The sequence below is a fragment of the Streptomyces sp. AgN23 genome, assembly GCF_001598115.1.
Taxonomy (GTDB): Bacteria; Actinomycetota; Actinomycetes; order Streptomycetales; family Streptomycetaceae; genus Streptomyces; species Streptomyces antimycoticus.
Genome location: NZ_CP007153.1, coordinates 10,648,371 through 10,662,306, shown reverse-complemented (window position 1 = coordinate 10,662,306; position 13,936 = coordinate 10,648,371). Strand labels below are relative to the sequence as shown.

General features: G+C 67.3%; 13 protein-coding genes. 3 read left to right on the top strand and 10 right to left on the bottom strand.

Going from position 1 to position 13,936, the window contains the following annotated elements; all coding sequences use genetic code 11:
- Positions 1 to 160: 160 nt before the first annotated feature.
- On the top strand, positions 161 to 793 hold the full coding sequence (locus AS97_RS45710) for a DUF2461 family protein (RefSeq protein WP_247204727.1): 633 nt from the start codon (positions 161 to 163) through the stop codon (positions 791 to 793).
- A 413-nt stretch (positions 794 to 1,206) separates the two neighbouring features.
- Here AS97_RS45710 and AS97_RS45705 read toward each other — a convergent pair whose 3' ends face one another.
- From AS97_RS45705 to AS97_RS45695, 3 genes are all read right to left on the bottom strand, one after another.
- Positions 1,207 to 1,419, bottom strand: a complete 213-nt coding sequence (locus AS97_RS45705) for a hypothetical protein (protein ID WP_156107712.1) — start codon at positions 1,417 to 1,419, stop codon at positions 1,207 to 1,209.
- Positions 1,420 to 1,684: 265 nt separating this feature from the next.
- On the bottom strand, positions 1,685 to 3,316 hold the full coding sequence (locus AS97_RS45700; RefSeq protein ID WP_210566996.1) for an NUDIX domain-containing protein: 1,632 nt from the start codon (positions 3,314 to 3,316) through the stop codon (positions 1,685 to 1,687).
- Positions 3,317 to 3,604: 288 nt separating this feature from the next.
- Entirely contained in the window at positions 3,605 to 4,822 is a 1,218-nt protein-coding gene (locus AS97_RS45695; protein WP_210566995.1) for an IS110 family transposase, read from the bottom strand.
- Positions 4,823 to 5,114: 292 nt separating this feature from the next.
- On the opposite strand from AS97_RS45695, the gene AS97_RS45690 reads away from it, so the two are divergent.
- Positions 5,115 to 6,770, top strand: coding sequence for an IS1182 family transposase (locus AS97_RS45690; RefSeq protein WP_210564157.1), 1,656 nt, complete (start codon positions 5,115 to 5,117; stop codon positions 6,768 to 6,770).
- Positions 6,771 to 6,833: 63 nt separating this feature from the next.
- Entirely contained in the window at positions 6,834 to 8,057 is a 1,224-nt protein-coding gene (locus tag AS97_RS45685) for an IS4 family transposase (protein ID WP_349017629.1), read from the top strand.
- A 157-nt stretch (positions 8,058 to 8,214) separates the two neighbouring features.
- Here AS97_RS45685 and AS97_RS45680 read toward each other — a convergent pair whose 3' ends face one another.
- The 7 genes from AS97_RS45680 to AS97_RS48320 all read right to left on the bottom strand — a co-directional run bounded on the left by AS97_RS45680 (position 8,215) and on the right by AS97_RS48320 (position 13,763).
- Positions 8,215 to 9,870 (bottom strand): IS1182 family transposase, encoded by a 1,656-nt coding sequence (locus AS97_RS45680; RefSeq protein ID WP_210564157.1) that lies wholly within the window; start codon positions 9,868 to 9,870, stop codon positions 8,215 to 8,217.
- Positions 9,871 to 10,375: 505 nt separating this feature from the next.
- Entirely contained in the window at positions 10,376 to 11,110 is a 735-nt protein-coding gene (gene istB, locus AS97_RS45675) for an IS21-like element helper ATPase IstB (RefSeq protein ID WP_282615732.1), read from the bottom strand.
- 71 nt (positions 11,111 to 11,181) lie between these two features.
- The gene (locus AS97_RS48335; RefSeq protein ID WP_247204726.1) at positions 11,182 to 11,412 is read right to left on the bottom strand and encodes a hypothetical protein; all 231 of its coding nucleotides are present in this window, start codon (positions 11,410 to 11,412) and stop codon (positions 11,182 to 11,184) included.
- Between the two features lie 585 nt (positions 11,413 to 11,997).
- The gene (locus tag AS97_RS45665; RefSeq protein ID WP_210566993.1) at positions 11,998 to 12,327 is read right to left on the bottom strand and encodes a hypothetical protein; all 330 of its coding nucleotides are present in this window, start codon (positions 12,325 to 12,327) and stop codon (positions 11,998 to 12,000) included.
- Positions 12,328 to 12,448: 121 nt separating this feature from the next.
- On the bottom strand, positions 12,449 to 12,991 hold the full coding sequence (locus tag AS97_RS45660) for a hypothetical protein (protein ID WP_210566992.1): 543 nt from the start codon (positions 12,989 to 12,991) through the stop codon (positions 12,449 to 12,451).
- Positions 12,992 to 13,315: 324 nt separating this feature from the next.
- Complete coding sequence (locus AS97_RS48330) at positions 13,316 to 13,510, bottom strand: hypothetical protein (RefSeq protein WP_247204892.1); 195 nt, start codon at positions 13,508 to 13,510, stop codon at positions 13,316 to 13,318.
- Positions 13,511 to 13,535: 25 nt separating this feature from the next.
- Entirely contained in the window at positions 13,536 to 13,763 is a 228-nt protein-coding gene (locus AS97_RS48320; protein WP_247204725.1) for a hypothetical protein, read from the bottom strand.
- Between the last annotated feature and the right edge of the window lie 173 nt (positions 13,764 to 13,936).

Here is a 13,936-nt window from a genome sequence, read left to right as displayed (position 1 = left end):
GAACCGGGCCGCGGTCAAGCCGCAGTCAACAGCCGTCCCCGCAGTGAGGGCGCTGCAACGTCTGCCTGGCCTGTATCCCGCGGGCCAGGCTGCCCCTCCTTGCCCCGTCGCACTGCATCCTTGTCGGATCGTGGGTGGGTTGGTGGGCTATGGTGCCCGCATGAGCGGACGGTTCACCGGCTGGCCCAAGCGAGCCATGGACGTGCTGCTGCACCTGCAGGGCGAGCCATCACGCGTGGTGCGCGAGCAGTACCGCGCGGATCGGGAACGTCTCGTCCGGCAGCCGATGATCGCGCTGCTCAATGATGTGGCAGACGCCGATCCCCGGTACGAGGACTTCTCTGTCTGGCACTACCGCACCAACTCCTGGTGGTGGCAGCATCAGGGCGCGGTGATCCGCCTCGGCCACAAGATCGAGATCGGTCTGCGGTTCGACCTGGACGGCCTGCGGATCCAAGGCGCTTGGTGGTATCCCGCCCCTGGCCAGGTCACCACGTTCCGCAAGGCCGTCGCCACCGAGGGAAGCGGCCACGAACTCTTCTCCATCATCGAGGACTTGAGGGCGAAGGGCTACGACATCTCCGGGGACGTGATGAAGCGCCCCCCACGGGGCTATCCGTGCGACCACTCCTGCACGGACCTGCTGCGCCACCGCTCACTGATCGCCGCCTATCCCCTCGGCTGCGACGACTGGCTCCACACCCCTGAGGCTGTCGGCAAAGTCCTCGCGGCCGCCGACGACCTCGACGCCATGCTCACGTGGCTGGTCCGTCACGTGAACAGCACCACCTGACACGAGAAGAACCAGCATCGACACACACCGTCCGGAAAACCGGCGCACATCGCCAACAGGAGAGAGGCGCTTACCGGACCCCTTCTTCCCAGGCCGTCGCCGAGCTCAGACGCCTGCTCGCACAGGCGCGGCATAGAGGGCGCGCGGAGCGCGGCCGGACGCAGCGCTGACGTGGACGGCGTCGAGTCCCGGCACTGTCTGTCCTCTCCTCACTGTGTCGCCAGCATCTGGTCCTGGCCGTGGCGATGAAGAGCCGGGTGCCGATGACGGCGTCGGAGTCAAGGTTGCGGAGGATGCCGGTGTGCTCGCGGTCGAAGCGATGAGTGTCGAGGAAGCTCGGCCAGACGCTCATGCCCACGAGTCTGATGTGCCTGCCGAAGTACACCCATGACGGACATACGGCCTTCCTGTGGTCAACGGAAGAGCCGCGAGGCGGGAGCCAATAGGGCTCCGACGGCCACCATGCCCGCGAGCAGCAGCACCGGTAGGTGGGCGCCTGGCGTGTACTTCAGGTGGCTGAGGTTGAATCCGGCCCCGATCAACCAGAGCAGACTGCCGACTATGATCAGCAGGTAGTTGTCCCTTTCGCGGAGAATACGCATTCCTGCCCAGAGCAGCAGCGGCATCACGAGTAAGATCCCCAGAGCAAATGTGACCGCGTGGATTTCAGCGCTTCCCCATGAGCCGCCGTCGGGGTCTGCGCGTTTCTGGGCCCGTGCGGCGGCGTAACCGGCGCTGAGGATAAGGTGGCATACGAGTACCGCCACAGCCGTGACTGCCGCTCCCTTGAGGGACTGTACCGCTCGGGACATGGTTCATTCCACGCTTTCCAGAGGCCGTGGGGTCCTGCGTACCATACGCAGGACCCCGCAGTTTCCACACGATGAGGTGTTACTCGCACTTGAGTGTCTTCTCAAGGGAGTCGGCATACAGGCGCGCACCCGCGGGCTTGGGGTGGAACGACTGCATGGACGGCTTCGGCAGGTCGTTGTCCGCCTGCGCCTGGCCGGAGATCACGATGCCATGCACCGATTCCGGATCGCCGCAGACCGCTTTCCCGGTGAACACTCCGCGCGGGTCGGAGAGCACCGCCTTGGCTTTGTACTGTGAGTTGGCGTCGTCTACTGCGCCCTTCATCTCGTCGGCGAGGATGTCGGCGACGCTGTTGACCCATTTGCCCTCAACGTCCTCCATGCCGAGGACGCACGAGCCGTTGTCCTCCAGAAGCCTGGGGTAGCCCATGAGGACGATCTCGGCGTTGGGGGCCTTGTCGTGGATCGTCTTCAATGTTGCGGTGATGCGTGGCCGGATCTGCTCGTGGAGCCACTTCGGCGCCCACTCGTCCAGCCCTCCGGTGTCGCCACCGGTCTTCTCGCCGTTGTCCGGGTCGATGTTGTCCAGCGACTCGGCCTGGCAGTTCCATATGGTGGGCAGGACGCACTTCTTGACGATGTCGGTGAATCGGGCGTCGTTGCCGCCGACGGACAGGGTGACCAGGCTAGTGTTCTGGTCGAGGTAGCCCTGCTTGAGTTGCGCGAGTTCGCCGCTCCTGCCCGTGTTGAGGATATTGAAGGTACGGGCGCCGGAGCAGGCGATGAAGTGATAGTCCATGTTCGCGTCCCGGCTGTCGGCCAGCGCGCCGATCGACTTGCTGGAGCCCGGCAGGGTTGCCTGACGCGACCAGGCGATCTTGGATCTGTGGCAGGAGTTCTTCGACTTCGGTTCCGCCTTGTCGTAGTAGTCCGACTCGGCGTAGTAGTCCTTGCCGCCCGGCTCGGTCGCGCCCTCGCCTGAGGAGTACGAGTCGCCCATCGCGACGACGAAGTTCTTCGGCTTCGCCGACAGCGGCTGGAATGCCACCGAGTCCCAGGCGATGTCCTCATCCCCGGTGCCGTCTTGGGTGTCGCTGTCCAGCGACACCGTTGGAGGGCCGGTGAAGTTGAACACGCCCAGGTCGACCCACTTGTTCTCCAGCACTCGCTGGGGGTGCACCCGGTAGGGGCTGGTCGAGTCGGTACCGCCGATCAGACAGGTAGCCTGGCGGGTGTGGGCGCCGTGGTCGGGCATGTGAGCGTAGACGCGCATCCAGCCGCGGTAGGCGCGAAGGACGTGGTTGATCTCGGGGACCAGGTCGCTGATGGTGATGGTATCGATCCAGCGGTGCGGGATGTCGCTGGCCCAGCAGACGCTGTCGGGCTGGTCCACGGTCGTCGAGAAGACGAAGGTGCGGGTGCCGTTGTCGGCGTCGACGATGCCGAAGAAGGCGGTGATCTTCGTATTCGAGTAGCCGAGGGCTTGCGCGAGGATGCGGTGCAGGCCGTCGACCACGGTTTCCCCGGGCAGGACAGGGCCAGCCGGAAGGTCCCAGGCCGGTGGCGTGTCCAGGTCCCGGGTCGCCGTGCGGACGAGCAGGAACTTGGCGTCGTGCTCGATCAGCGCGGCCGCGGCGAGATCGGTGACGCCGTCGCTGTGGCTGCGGGTGACCGACTCGTCGACCTGCGCGAGCGTGAAGGGGCCGGTCATGGGGTCCGCCGCAGCGGGACGACGTCGGTGCGGTGGTGCGGCATCGTCGGACGGGCGGCCTCCGGGGTGGCCAGCAGGGCGACAATCGTGACGGGCTGCTGGCAGTGGGGGCAGTTCCGGGTCGAGGTCGGCTCCAGCGGGTCGCGGACGGCCGCGGGCTGCCGGGAGGCGGTGCGGACCGGTGGCAGCGGAGGGAGCTCGATCCGGGCCGGCAGCGCGGGGGGGGTGCCTCTATGTCTTCCGTCAAGGCATCCCTGTCGGTTTTGGGGTGGTTCGGGGTTGCTGGGGTTAGGCGGCGAGTTCGAGGTCTCTCGGTGTCCGGGGTTCGTAGAAGGTGCCGTCGCGGAGCATGGCGAACAGGACGCTGATGCGTTGGCGGGCGAGTCGGAGGAGGGCTTGGGTGTGGGTCTTGCCGCGTGCTCGTTGCTTGTCGTAGTAGGCGCGGGAGGCGGGGTCGGCGTTCATGCAGGCGAAGGCGGACAGGAACATCGCCCGTTTGAGCTGCCGGTTGCCGCCTCGGGGTGCGTGTTCGCCGTGGATCGAGGTGCCGGAGGACTTGGTGGTGGGGGCGAGTCCGGCGTAGGAGGCGAGGTGGGCGGCGGTGGGGAAGCTGGTGCCGTCGCCGACGGTGACCAGCAGGACGGCGGCGGTCCTGACGCCGACGCCGGGCATCGACGTCAGGACCGGGGAAAGAGGGTGGGCCTCCAGCAGGGTGTTGATCTGGGCCTCCATCGCCCGGCGCTGGGTGTGGACGGCGGCCAGGGAAGCGGCCAGAGAGGGGATGACGATGTCGAGGGTGCCGGTGCCGGGGACGACGACGGTCTGTTCGTCCAGTGCGTCGAAGATGTCGTCGGTCAGCCGCTGGGCCATGCGGGGGGCTTTCGGGCGGATCAGCTCCGCGAGTCTGCGGCGGCCGGCCTTGCGCAGGGCGGACGGGGAGCCGTAACGCTCCAGCAGCCAGGTCACGGCCTGGTGGTCCAGGCGCGGACCCAGGACGCGCTCCAGGCTGGGGTGGAACTGGGTGAGCAGGCCGCGTATCCGGTTGGAGGTGCGGGTGGCTTCGGCTGCGAGGTCCTGGTCGAAGCCGACGAGGACCGTGAGTTCCGCGGTGATCTCGTCGGTCACCTCCAGGGACCGCAGGGTGTGCGGCATGGTGCGGGCCGCGTCCGCGATCACCGCGGCGTCCTTCGCGTCGGTCTTGGCCTCGCCGGGGTAGAGGTCGGCGATCCGGCGCATGGCAAGGCCCGGCAGGTAGGCCACTTGACAGCCCGCATCGCGGGCGACGTTCAGCGGCAGAGCGCCGATCGAGGCGGGCTGGTCGACGATCACCAGGACGGTGCCGAACTTGGCGGTGAGCTTGTCGAAGACGGCCCGCAGTTTCGGCTCGCTGTTGGGCAGCGGCTTGTCGAAGACTTTCTTTCCGGCCGGGGTGAGTCCGTGGCCGTGGTGGGCACTCTTGCCGACGTCCAGGCCCAGGAAAACGCCCACGTCTTCGATCTTGAACATCGTGCCCCTTCCCAGGGGGTGTTGACGGTGCCGGCCTCGGCTCGGGTGTCGTGCTCGCGCATCCACGTTATGCAGACCTGCCGCCCGCGAACTGTCCGGCGTTGCGCCGGACCGGACGGTGGCCGGACCTCTGATCAGCGTCTCCGACGGACACCTCCCGGGCCCGGCGACACCACCCCCCAGGTCATGCCGTCCAATGCCGTGACTCTGTTGGTGATGTTGTCGGGGTCATGCGGTAGTTGTCGGTGGGCTGGCACAGTGGCAGGGAGGCTGTTCCAGGGGGTGGGCTGCGATGTCGTTGCGACCGAAGAGCTATCAGCGGATCCCGGCGAAGACAGTGCGGACGGCGCGGGCCGCGTGTCCGAAGGGCACACCGGCGATGCTGATCCGGGATCGGTTGGACGTGCTGTTCGAGGACGAGGAGTTCGCTTCTCTGTATCCGGCCGACGGCCGTCCGGGTCTGTCACCGGGGCAGTTGGCGCTGGCGTCGGTGCTGCAGTTCGCCGAGAACCTCTCCGACCGGCAGGCTGCCGACGCGGTCCGCACCCGCATTGACTGGAAATATGCCCTCGGGATGGAGCTGGACGATGCCGGGTTCGACTACTCAGTGCTGTGCGAGTTCCGGGCCCGGCTGGCCGAGGGTGATGCCGCCGACCGGCTGCTGACGGTGATGCTGGAGCGGCTGGTGGAGGCCGGGTTGCTGAAATCCGGAGGTCGTCAGCGCACCGACGCCACTCACGTGATGGCGGCAGTCCGCACGCTCAGCCGGCTGGAACTGGCCGGCGAGACGCTGCGGGCCGCGCTGGAAGAGCTGGCCGAGGCCGACGGGGACTGGCTGCTGCCCTTGATCGAGCCGGAATGGGACAAGCGCTACGGGCGCAAGATCGAGATCGGGAAGGTCCCCGGTGGGAAAGCCGGGGTCACCGCCCTGGCGGAGACCTTCGGCCGGGACGGCCAGAAGATCCTGACCGCCGTGTGGGCACCCGACGCCCCACCCCGACTGCGGGTGTTACCGCAGGTGGAGATCCTGCGGCAGGTCTGGGTCCATCATTACTACTGGGACACCCACGGGCGTCTGCGCTGGCGCGACGGCCACGCACTGCCCCCGGCACACCTGCGGTTCGACTCCCCTTACGACACCGACGCCCACTACTGCGTCAAGCGGGACACCGCCTGGAGCGGCTACCGGGTCCATCTGACCGAGACCTGTGACACCGACCGGCCCGAAGTGGTCATCCACGTGGCCACCACGATCGCCCCGGTCCAGGACGGCGAACTCACCGAACAGATCCACGACGACCTCGCCGACGCCCGCCTGGCCCCGGCCGAACATGTTGTCGATGCCGCCTACATCACCCCGGCCCGGATCGAACGGGCCCGCCGGGTCCATGGCATCACCCTGCTGGGCCCGGTGGTGCCCGACCACAGCCACCAGGCCAAGAGCGGCAGCGGCTTCGACAAGTCCGCCTTCGCCGCGGACTGGGACAACAAGCAGGTCACCTGCCCCCGCGGGCACATCAGCCGGCACTGGGGACCACTGCGCATCAACGGCCACGACTACATCCAGGTCCGTTTCGACAAGGCCACCTGCCTTGCCTGCCCCGACCGCCCTCAGTGCACCACCTCCGCCACCCGTCCGCGTGCACTCGCGCTCCTGCCCACCCGTAAACTCCACGAGATCCAGACCCGCAACCGGCTGGACCAGCAGACCAAGGACTGGCAGCAGCGCTACGCGATCCGTGCCGGCATCGAGGCCACCCTCTCCCAGAACATTCGCACCTGCGGCCTGCGCCGATCCCGCTACCGCGGCCTGGCAAGAACCCACGTCCAGCACGTACTGACCGCACTGGCCTGCAACCTCACCCGCGTCGCCGACTGGATCGCCGAGCCGACCCCCACCCGCCACCGATCAACACGCTTCCACTCTCTCTGCACCACCGCCGCATGACCCCAGAAGATCACCAACAGAGTCATGCCGTTGCTTTTGAGGCGGTCGGCCGGTTGAGCCCATGTGCTGATATGCCGTCTGGAGCGGTTGGGGCTGGGCGTCCTGACCCGGTCGTGCCCGCCGGACTTGGTGGACCGGGTAGTCGGTGACGCTGGTCGCTCGGAGAGGCGCCGGCGTCTGCTGTCTGCTCGGTTCACGGTCTACTTCGTGCTGGCGATGTGCCTGTTTCCGCAGGCCGACTACCTGGAGGTCTTGCGCCTGGTGAAGACCGGGGATCCGGGACTGCGGTCGTGGACCGGGGTCAACAAGTCGTCGCTGACCAGGGCCCGGCAGAGGCTCGGATGGGCCGTGATGCGGGATCTGTTTCGTGCCGTGGCCCGGCCCCTGGGCGGGAGTGGAGAGCTGTTCCGCGGTCTGCGGGTCCTTGCCCTGGACGGGACTTTGCTGGCCGTGCCCGACTCAGCAGGGAACAACGACGCCTTCGGCAAGTCGGGCTCCGAGCGCAGTCCCATGGGATATCCGCAGGCAAGGGTTGTCGCCGTCGCGGAGTGCTCTTCCCACGCGGTGCTCGACGCCGTGATCGGCGGGTTCAAGGAGTCCGAACGCATCGTCTCCGACACGCTCGAGGCCCACATCGGAGCTGGCACTTTGTTGCTGGCCGATCGCGGCCTTTGGGGCCTGGCTCGCTGGCACCGCCTGCGGGAACGGGGCACTCACCTGTTATGGCGGATCGAGCGGCGCAAGGCCCGCCAGGTCCAGGACGTCCTGCCCGACGGCAGCTACCTGGCCCGGATCGAGGCGAACAAACACAGCAAGGCAGCCGGAACGGCAAAGGCCCCGCCGGCGCTGGTGCGGGTGATCGAGTACCGCATCGACGGGCAGCCCGACATCGTCCGCCTGATCACGAGCCTGACTGACCACGAGAAGTACCCGGCCGCCGAGCTCGCCGCCCTCTATGCCCGACGCTGGGAGATCGAGCTGGTCCTCGATGAGATCAAGACCCATCAACGCGGCCGGCCAGTCCTCAGATCGCAGACTCCGGACGGGGTGCGGCAGGAGATCTACGCACACCTGATCGTGCACCACGCCACCCGCGACCTGCTGGACGAAGCCGCCCGCCTGCACTCCAGCACCGCCGAGCGGACCTCGTTCACCCGGACCCTGCACGTCGTCCGCCGCACGGTGATCTCACCCAGCGGCTTTTCCCCCCTCCGCCCGCAGACGCGACCGGCACCTCGGACTCACCGAGATCGGCCACAGCCTCCTGCCTCGTCGTCGGCTTCGTGACTGCCCCCGCAAGATCCGGTCATGCATCACCGGCTACGGCAGTAAGGCTCCCGGCGAGCCCAGCAGCCAGCACCGTCCACCCGTGATCGTCACTCTGCATCACCGGTGGGAATGAGTGCTAAAGCAACGGCATGACTCTGTTGGTGATCTTCTGGGGTCATGCGGCGGTGGTGCAGAGAGAGTGGAAGCGTGTTGATCGGTGGCGGGTGGGGGTCGGCTCGGCGATCCAGTCGGCGACGCGGGTGAGGTTGCAGGCCAGTGCGGTCAGTACGTGCTGGACGTGGGTTCTTGCCAGGCCGCGGTAGCGGGATCGGCGCAGGCCGCAGGTGCGAATGTTCTGGGAGAGGGTGGCCTCGATGCCGGCACGGATCGCGTAGCGCTGCTGCCAGTCCTTGGTCTGCTGGTCCAGCCGGTTGCGGGTCTGGATCTCGTGGAGTTTACGGGTGGGCAGGAGCGCGAGTGCACGCGGACGGGTGGCGGAGGTGGTGCACTGAGGGCGGTCGGGGCAGGCAAGGCAGGTGGCCTTGTCGAAACGGACCTGGATGTAGTCGTGGCCGTTGATGCGCAGTGGTCCCCAGTGCCGGCTGATGTGCCCGCGGGGGCAGGTGACCTGCTTGTTGTCCCAGTCCGCGGCGAAGGCGGACTTGTCGAAGCCGCTGCCGCTCTTGGCCTGGTGGCTGTGGTCGGGCACCACCGGGCCCAGCAGGGTGATGCCATGGACCCGGCGGGCCCGTTCGATCCGGGCCGGGGTGATGTAGGCGGCATCGACAACATGTTCGGCCGGGGCCAGGCGGGCGTCGGCGAGGTCGTCGTGGATCTGTTCGGTGAGTTCGCCGTCCTGGACCGGGGCGATCGTGGTGGCCACGTGGATGACCACTTCGGGCCGGTCGGTGTCACAGGTCTCGGTCAGATGGACCCGGTAGCCGCTCCAGGCGGTGTCCCGCTTGACGCAGTAGTGGGCGTCGGTGTCGTAAGGGGAGTCGAACCGCAGGTGTGCCGGGGGCAGTGCGTGGCCGTCGCGCCAGCGCAGACGCCCGTGGGTGTCCCAGTAGTAATGATGGACCCAGACCTGCCGCAGGATCTCCACCTGCGGTAACACCCGCAGTCGGGGTGGGGCGTCGGGTGCCCACACGGCGGTCAGGATCTTCTGGCCGTCCCGGCCGAAGGTCTCCGCCAGGGCGGTGACCCCGGCTTTCCCACCGGGGACCTTCCCGATCTCGATCTTGCGCCCGTAGCGCTTGTCCCATTCCGGCTCGATCAAGGGCAGCAGCCAGTCCCCGTCGGCCTCGGCCAGCTCTTCCAGCGCGGCCCGCAGCGTCTCGCCGGCCAGTTCCAGCCGGCTGAGCGTGCGGACTGCCGCCATCACGTGAGTGGCGTCGGTGCGCTGACGACCTCCGGATTTCAGCAACCCGGCCTCCACCAGCCGCTCCAGCATCACCGTCAGCAGCCGGTCGGCGGCATCACCCTCGGCCAGCCGGGCCCGGAACTCGCACAGCACTGAGTAGTCGAACCCGGCATCGTCCAGCTCCATCCCGAGGGCATATTTCCAGTCAATGCGGGTGCGGACCGCGTCGGCAGCCTGCCGGTCGGAGAGGTTCTCGGCGAACTGCAGCACCGACGCCAGCGCCAACTGCCCCGGTGACAGACCCGGACGGCCGTCGGCCGGATACAGAGAAGCGAACTCCTCGTCCTCGAACAGCACGTCCAACCGATCCCGGATCAGCATCGCCGGTGTGCCCTTCGGACACGCGGCCCGCGCCGTCCGCACTGTCTTCGCCGGGATCCGCTGATAGCTCTTCGGTCGCAACGACATCGCAGCCCACCCCCTGGAACAGCCTCCCTGCCACTGTGCCAGCCCACCGACAACTACCGCATGACCCCGACAACATCACCAACAGAGTCACGGCATTGTCATACCGTCGACAGGGGGCAACAGTCATACCGGGCCCGGAGGCCAGCGGCCCCATTGCGGGACCGCGAAAAACATAACGGGGCCTGGCCGAGGCGGCGGGCCCGTTCCTCGTCCAGGGCCCGGTCCCGGCGGTGCTCGGTTTCGCGGCGGCAGACCGCCGAGCAGTAGCGGGTGCGGACCGTGCGCCTCGCTTCGAAGGAATTCTCACAGACCGGGCAGGTTCGGGTCTCCGTCTGGGCCTCGCGGGCGGCGGTGCGACACTCGCCCGAGCAGAACAGGCGCTTCGGGCTGATGGTTGTGGTGACTCGGCGAGCAGTACTTGCGCCGGCTGGTCAGGGAATCGCCCCTGAACCCGGTCTGACACTCGGGGCAGGTGCGGTCCAACTCGCCGCTGATGGTGTCGAGTTCACGAGACACGGGCGTTCACTCCCTGGCGAAGGCTGTCGGCGCGGTTCTGGTGGTGGCGGAGCCGGTAGGAAGGGCCGTCGATGCCGACCACGGCGGCCCGGTGCAGGAGCCGGTCCAGCATCGCCGCGGCGACGGTGGCGTCCCCGAACGCTGAGGCCCAGTCCGCGATGCCGACGTTGGTGCTCAGGATCGTGCTCGACTTCAGATACCTCTGGTTGATCACCTGGAACAGCGCCGAGGCGCCGTCCTCGGGCAGCGGGAGGTAGCCGAGCTCATCAATGATCAAAAGCCTGGGACCTGCGAAGAAGCGCATGCAGGTCTTCCAGCGACCCTCGAGGGCGGCCTTGTGGGATTTGGCTGCCAGCTCGGCAGCGGTGGTGAAGTAGACCCGGTGGCTGGCGTCGACCGCCGCCCGGCCGAGCGCGACGGACAGCATCGTCTTGCCCACCCCGGGCGGCCCGACGAACAACACGTTCGACGCGTCGTCCAGGAACCGCAGCGTGGCCAGATCCCGGATCAGCTTCTCGTCGACCCCGGGCTGGGCCGAGAAGTCGAAGTCCGACAACGTCCAGGGCTCGGGCAGACAGGCGAACCGCTCCCGGGCCGCCAGGCGCCGGGACTCGGTGGCCTCGACCTCGATCTCCAGCAGCCGCTCCAGCGCGGCCGTCATCGACAGGTTCTCGGCGCTGGCCTGGTCCAGCACCCGCGGCAGAGCGTCGAACGCGTCGTTCAGCTTCAGCTAGGACAGGTGGGCCCGCAGCTGCGAATAGCGGCGCGCTTCACTCATGTGGGCCGGTGATGTGCTCACTCGCCGGGTTCCTCCTCGGGTGTCGGAGCGGTCCGCAGCCAGTCGGCCACGACGGCATAGGTGTCGAGGTTGATCACGACCCGCTCGGCCGAGCCGGCCCCGGGGGCCTGCCCGCGCAGCCGCTCGGCCTCCGCGAGGGCCGCAGGCGAGAGCGGTCGGCGGATCTTGGTCTTGCATGGGGCCCGGTCGCTGACCTGCGCGAGGACCGCCCGCTCCAGTGCGATCACATGCCCCGCGTCTCGGACCTTCCGCCCGGCCCCGCGGGGCGAGCTCGTGGCGGGCGACGACCGCCCGGCCCGTGGTGACGATGTGCAGGTAGTTCTCGCCGAGCCGCTGCCGGACGGTGACCTGCATCCCCGGCATCCCAGGTGGGACCGAGTAGAGGTTGCCCTCGAAGGACACCAGGGCCTGCGGACTGATGGTCCGCACGACCTCCAGCTCGGCCGGGAACGGCAGTGTGGGCAGGTCCAACAGTGGCTCCGCGGCGGCAAGCTCGGCGACGGTCACCTTGACGCCGTCGACGCTGCGGCGGCGCTCGTCCATCCGGACGGCGAGCTTGTCGATGCCGGACTGGGCCTGCTCGACCGTCAGCGCGTCCGGGACTGTGCGCCACCACCGTTGCGCCGCCGAGTGGTTGGCCTTCTCCACGACCCCCTTGCGGTTGCCCCGCCGCGGTAAGCAGATCGCCACCTGGACGCCGTAGAACTGGTTCCCGTCGCGTCTCTGGTCGCGTCGGCGGTCTCGCGACGAGACCGTACGCGGCCCGTGACCAGCAAGTTCGAGACAGTCGCAACGGCCCGGGCATCAGCCCCTCACTGTGAGCACAGGCCCTTGTAAGAATTGAGAATCTTACTACGCTCAGTACCAGTCAGCTGGCCGACGCCGGGCGTACGCTCGATGGCCTGGGCTCTCTCAGCATCGCCACGGCGGCACTGGGCGCGCCACCTGTCGATGAGCGTATTGATCCTGCTGCGGTCGGCATCGGCTAAATACCCCGTTTCATCGGCAATCAGCCACACCGTGTCCATCATGACCTTTTCGTTATCCCCAAGGCCTTCGTTCTCGTACGTAGGCTTATTCTGCAGGGCATGCATGGTGAGCACAACGACGATGGCGAGCGCGGAGAACAACAGGAACAGCACGGTTCGCGCGGGACGGGTTCGCCGCCGTCCGCGCCTTGATGCGGTCATTTGGCTGGGTCCTCTGCAGGTGCGGCGGCAAGGATTGTCTGGCATCCTCGCCGCCGCGCTACGTGCTGTTAACTTACTCTACGCTGTCACAGTTCCCGCCCTGCCCGGCGCCGTTTCTGTTCCACCATTGTGCGTAGTCTGTCGAACTTGGGACGACGTTGCCGTTGTCCACCAGTCGAATACGGAATTTGGAGCAGTCGCCCTCAGCCATGTTCCATGGCTGTCCCATGCTCGCCTTGGAGTACTGCCATTTTCCCTTGCCGCGGCCTTTGTACCATCCGAACTCGTAGCTGTCCGGGTCCGAAGACTCGTTCCATACGTCGATCTCGACGCCACGGCCGTCCGACGCCCGGTCGCCCATCCGGACCTCGTCACCCACGGTGAAAAACTCCACCCAGCCACCGTTGTCGGAATCATCGGTGTACATGCGGTAATGGGGGCCGGCCTTGATTGATGCTTGGTCCTCGGGGGGCATCTCGCCTTCCGGCGCGACCGGTGTACCGGGGCCCTCTACCGACGGTGCAGGCGGTTCAGCATCTGTGAGCTTTCCGGCGGGCGGCTCAGGGCTTTCTTCCTCCGCCGAGTCTACGGTGACTGCTTGGTCCTCGGGGGGCATCTCGCCTTCCGGCGCGACCGGTGTACCGGGGCCCTCTACCGACGGTGCAGGCGGTTCAGCATCTGTGAGCTTTTCGACGGGTGGATCGGGATTGTCCTCCTCCGGCGATGCAGCGGTGGCATTCGCTGAAGCGAGCAGCAGAAGAGCCGTGCTGGCAGCGAGCGTCCTCTGTTGCGTAATCGGTGCTTGCGCACGTATTTCCTTCCCTTGAAGTCAGTCAGCCCAGACCTCGGGGGCCACATGCTCCTCCCCTGAGGCATGGGCTCCTCCCCTACTTTCGTTTACCGAGCTGCTACTTACTGCTAACCACTCGCATCACAGGCGTTATCGGAACAGGTGTTCCCGTAGCCGGTCAAGCGCGCGCATCTCCTCCGGGGAGTCGCTGTCGAGGAGCTTGTTGGCCTCCCCGATGACTCGCTTGTCATTGTTCTGCGTTGCTCCGTAGAGGATGCGGGCGATGGCGACCCGGTCGTCCTCAGCCTGAGCCAGTCGGTAGCCGGTCTTCAAGAAGGTGCGCATGTCGTCCACGGTGCCGTTGAGGGCCTCATTGGCCTCTCGGACGACCCCCCGGCCGCTCCTCGTCCGCCAGGATGGCGGCGATCGCGGCACGCAGTTCGTCCTCCGACATCTCGTCCATCGGGGTGTCGGACGTGGTCACCACGGTGGTGGTGACCGGGGCCGCCGAACCGCTGGCAAACGCCGGGGCGGTGAAGAGGAGGGCCGGGGTCAGTGCGGTGGCCACGACGAGCAGAACGGCACGCGTCGGTCTCATGAATATACGCCTCCGTGTTCGAACTTCAGGTATGCAGATGATCACCCATGCGCGCTGAAATCGCACGAGGAATCGGTTAGTCCGGAAAAGCGCACCCGCTATCGCCGACGCCATCGGCCACGGGATGCGGGAGGCATTCGCCCGAAGGGCACGTGCGCTACCGCGAAAAGGCT

Excerpts from the sequence above, each read along its gene's own strand:
- AS97_RS45710 (WP_247204727.1), top strand. The coding sequence starts at position 161 with ATGAGCGGACGGTTCACCGGCTGGCCCAAGCGAGCCATGGACGTGCTG.
- AS97_RS45705 (WP_156107712.1), bottom strand. The coding sequence starts at position 1,419 with ATGCCGCTGCTGCTCTGGGCAGGAATGCGTATTCTCCGCGAAAGGGAC.
- AS97_RS45700 (WP_210566996.1), bottom strand. The coding sequence starts at position 3,316 with ATGACCGGCCCCTTCACGCTCGCGCAGGTCGACGAGTCGGTCACCCGC.
- AS97_RS45695 (WP_210566995.1), bottom strand. The coding sequence starts at position 4,822 with ATGTTCAAGATCGAAGACGTGGGCGTTTTCCTGGGCCTGGACGTCGGC.
- AS97_RS45690 (WP_210564157.1), top strand. The coding sequence starts at position 5,115 with ATGTCGTTGCGACCGAAGAGCTATCAGCGGATCCCGGCGAAGACAGTG.
- AS97_RS45680 (WP_210564157.1), bottom strand. The coding sequence starts at position 9,870 with ATGTCGTTGCGACCGAAGAGCTATCAGCGGATCCCGGCGAAGACAGTG.
- AS97_RS45660 (WP_210566992.1), bottom strand. The coding sequence starts at position 12,991 with ATGCCCCCCGAGGACCAAGCAGTCACCGTAGACTCGGCGGAGGAAGAA.
- AS97_RS48330 (WP_247204892.1), bottom strand. The coding sequence starts at position 13,510 with ATGCGCACCTTCTTGAAGACCGGCTACCGACTGGCTCAGGCTGAGGAC.
- AS97_RS48320 (WP_247204725.1), bottom strand. The coding sequence starts at position 13,763 with ATGAGACCGACGCGTGCCGTTCTGCTCGTCGTGGCCACCGCACTGACC.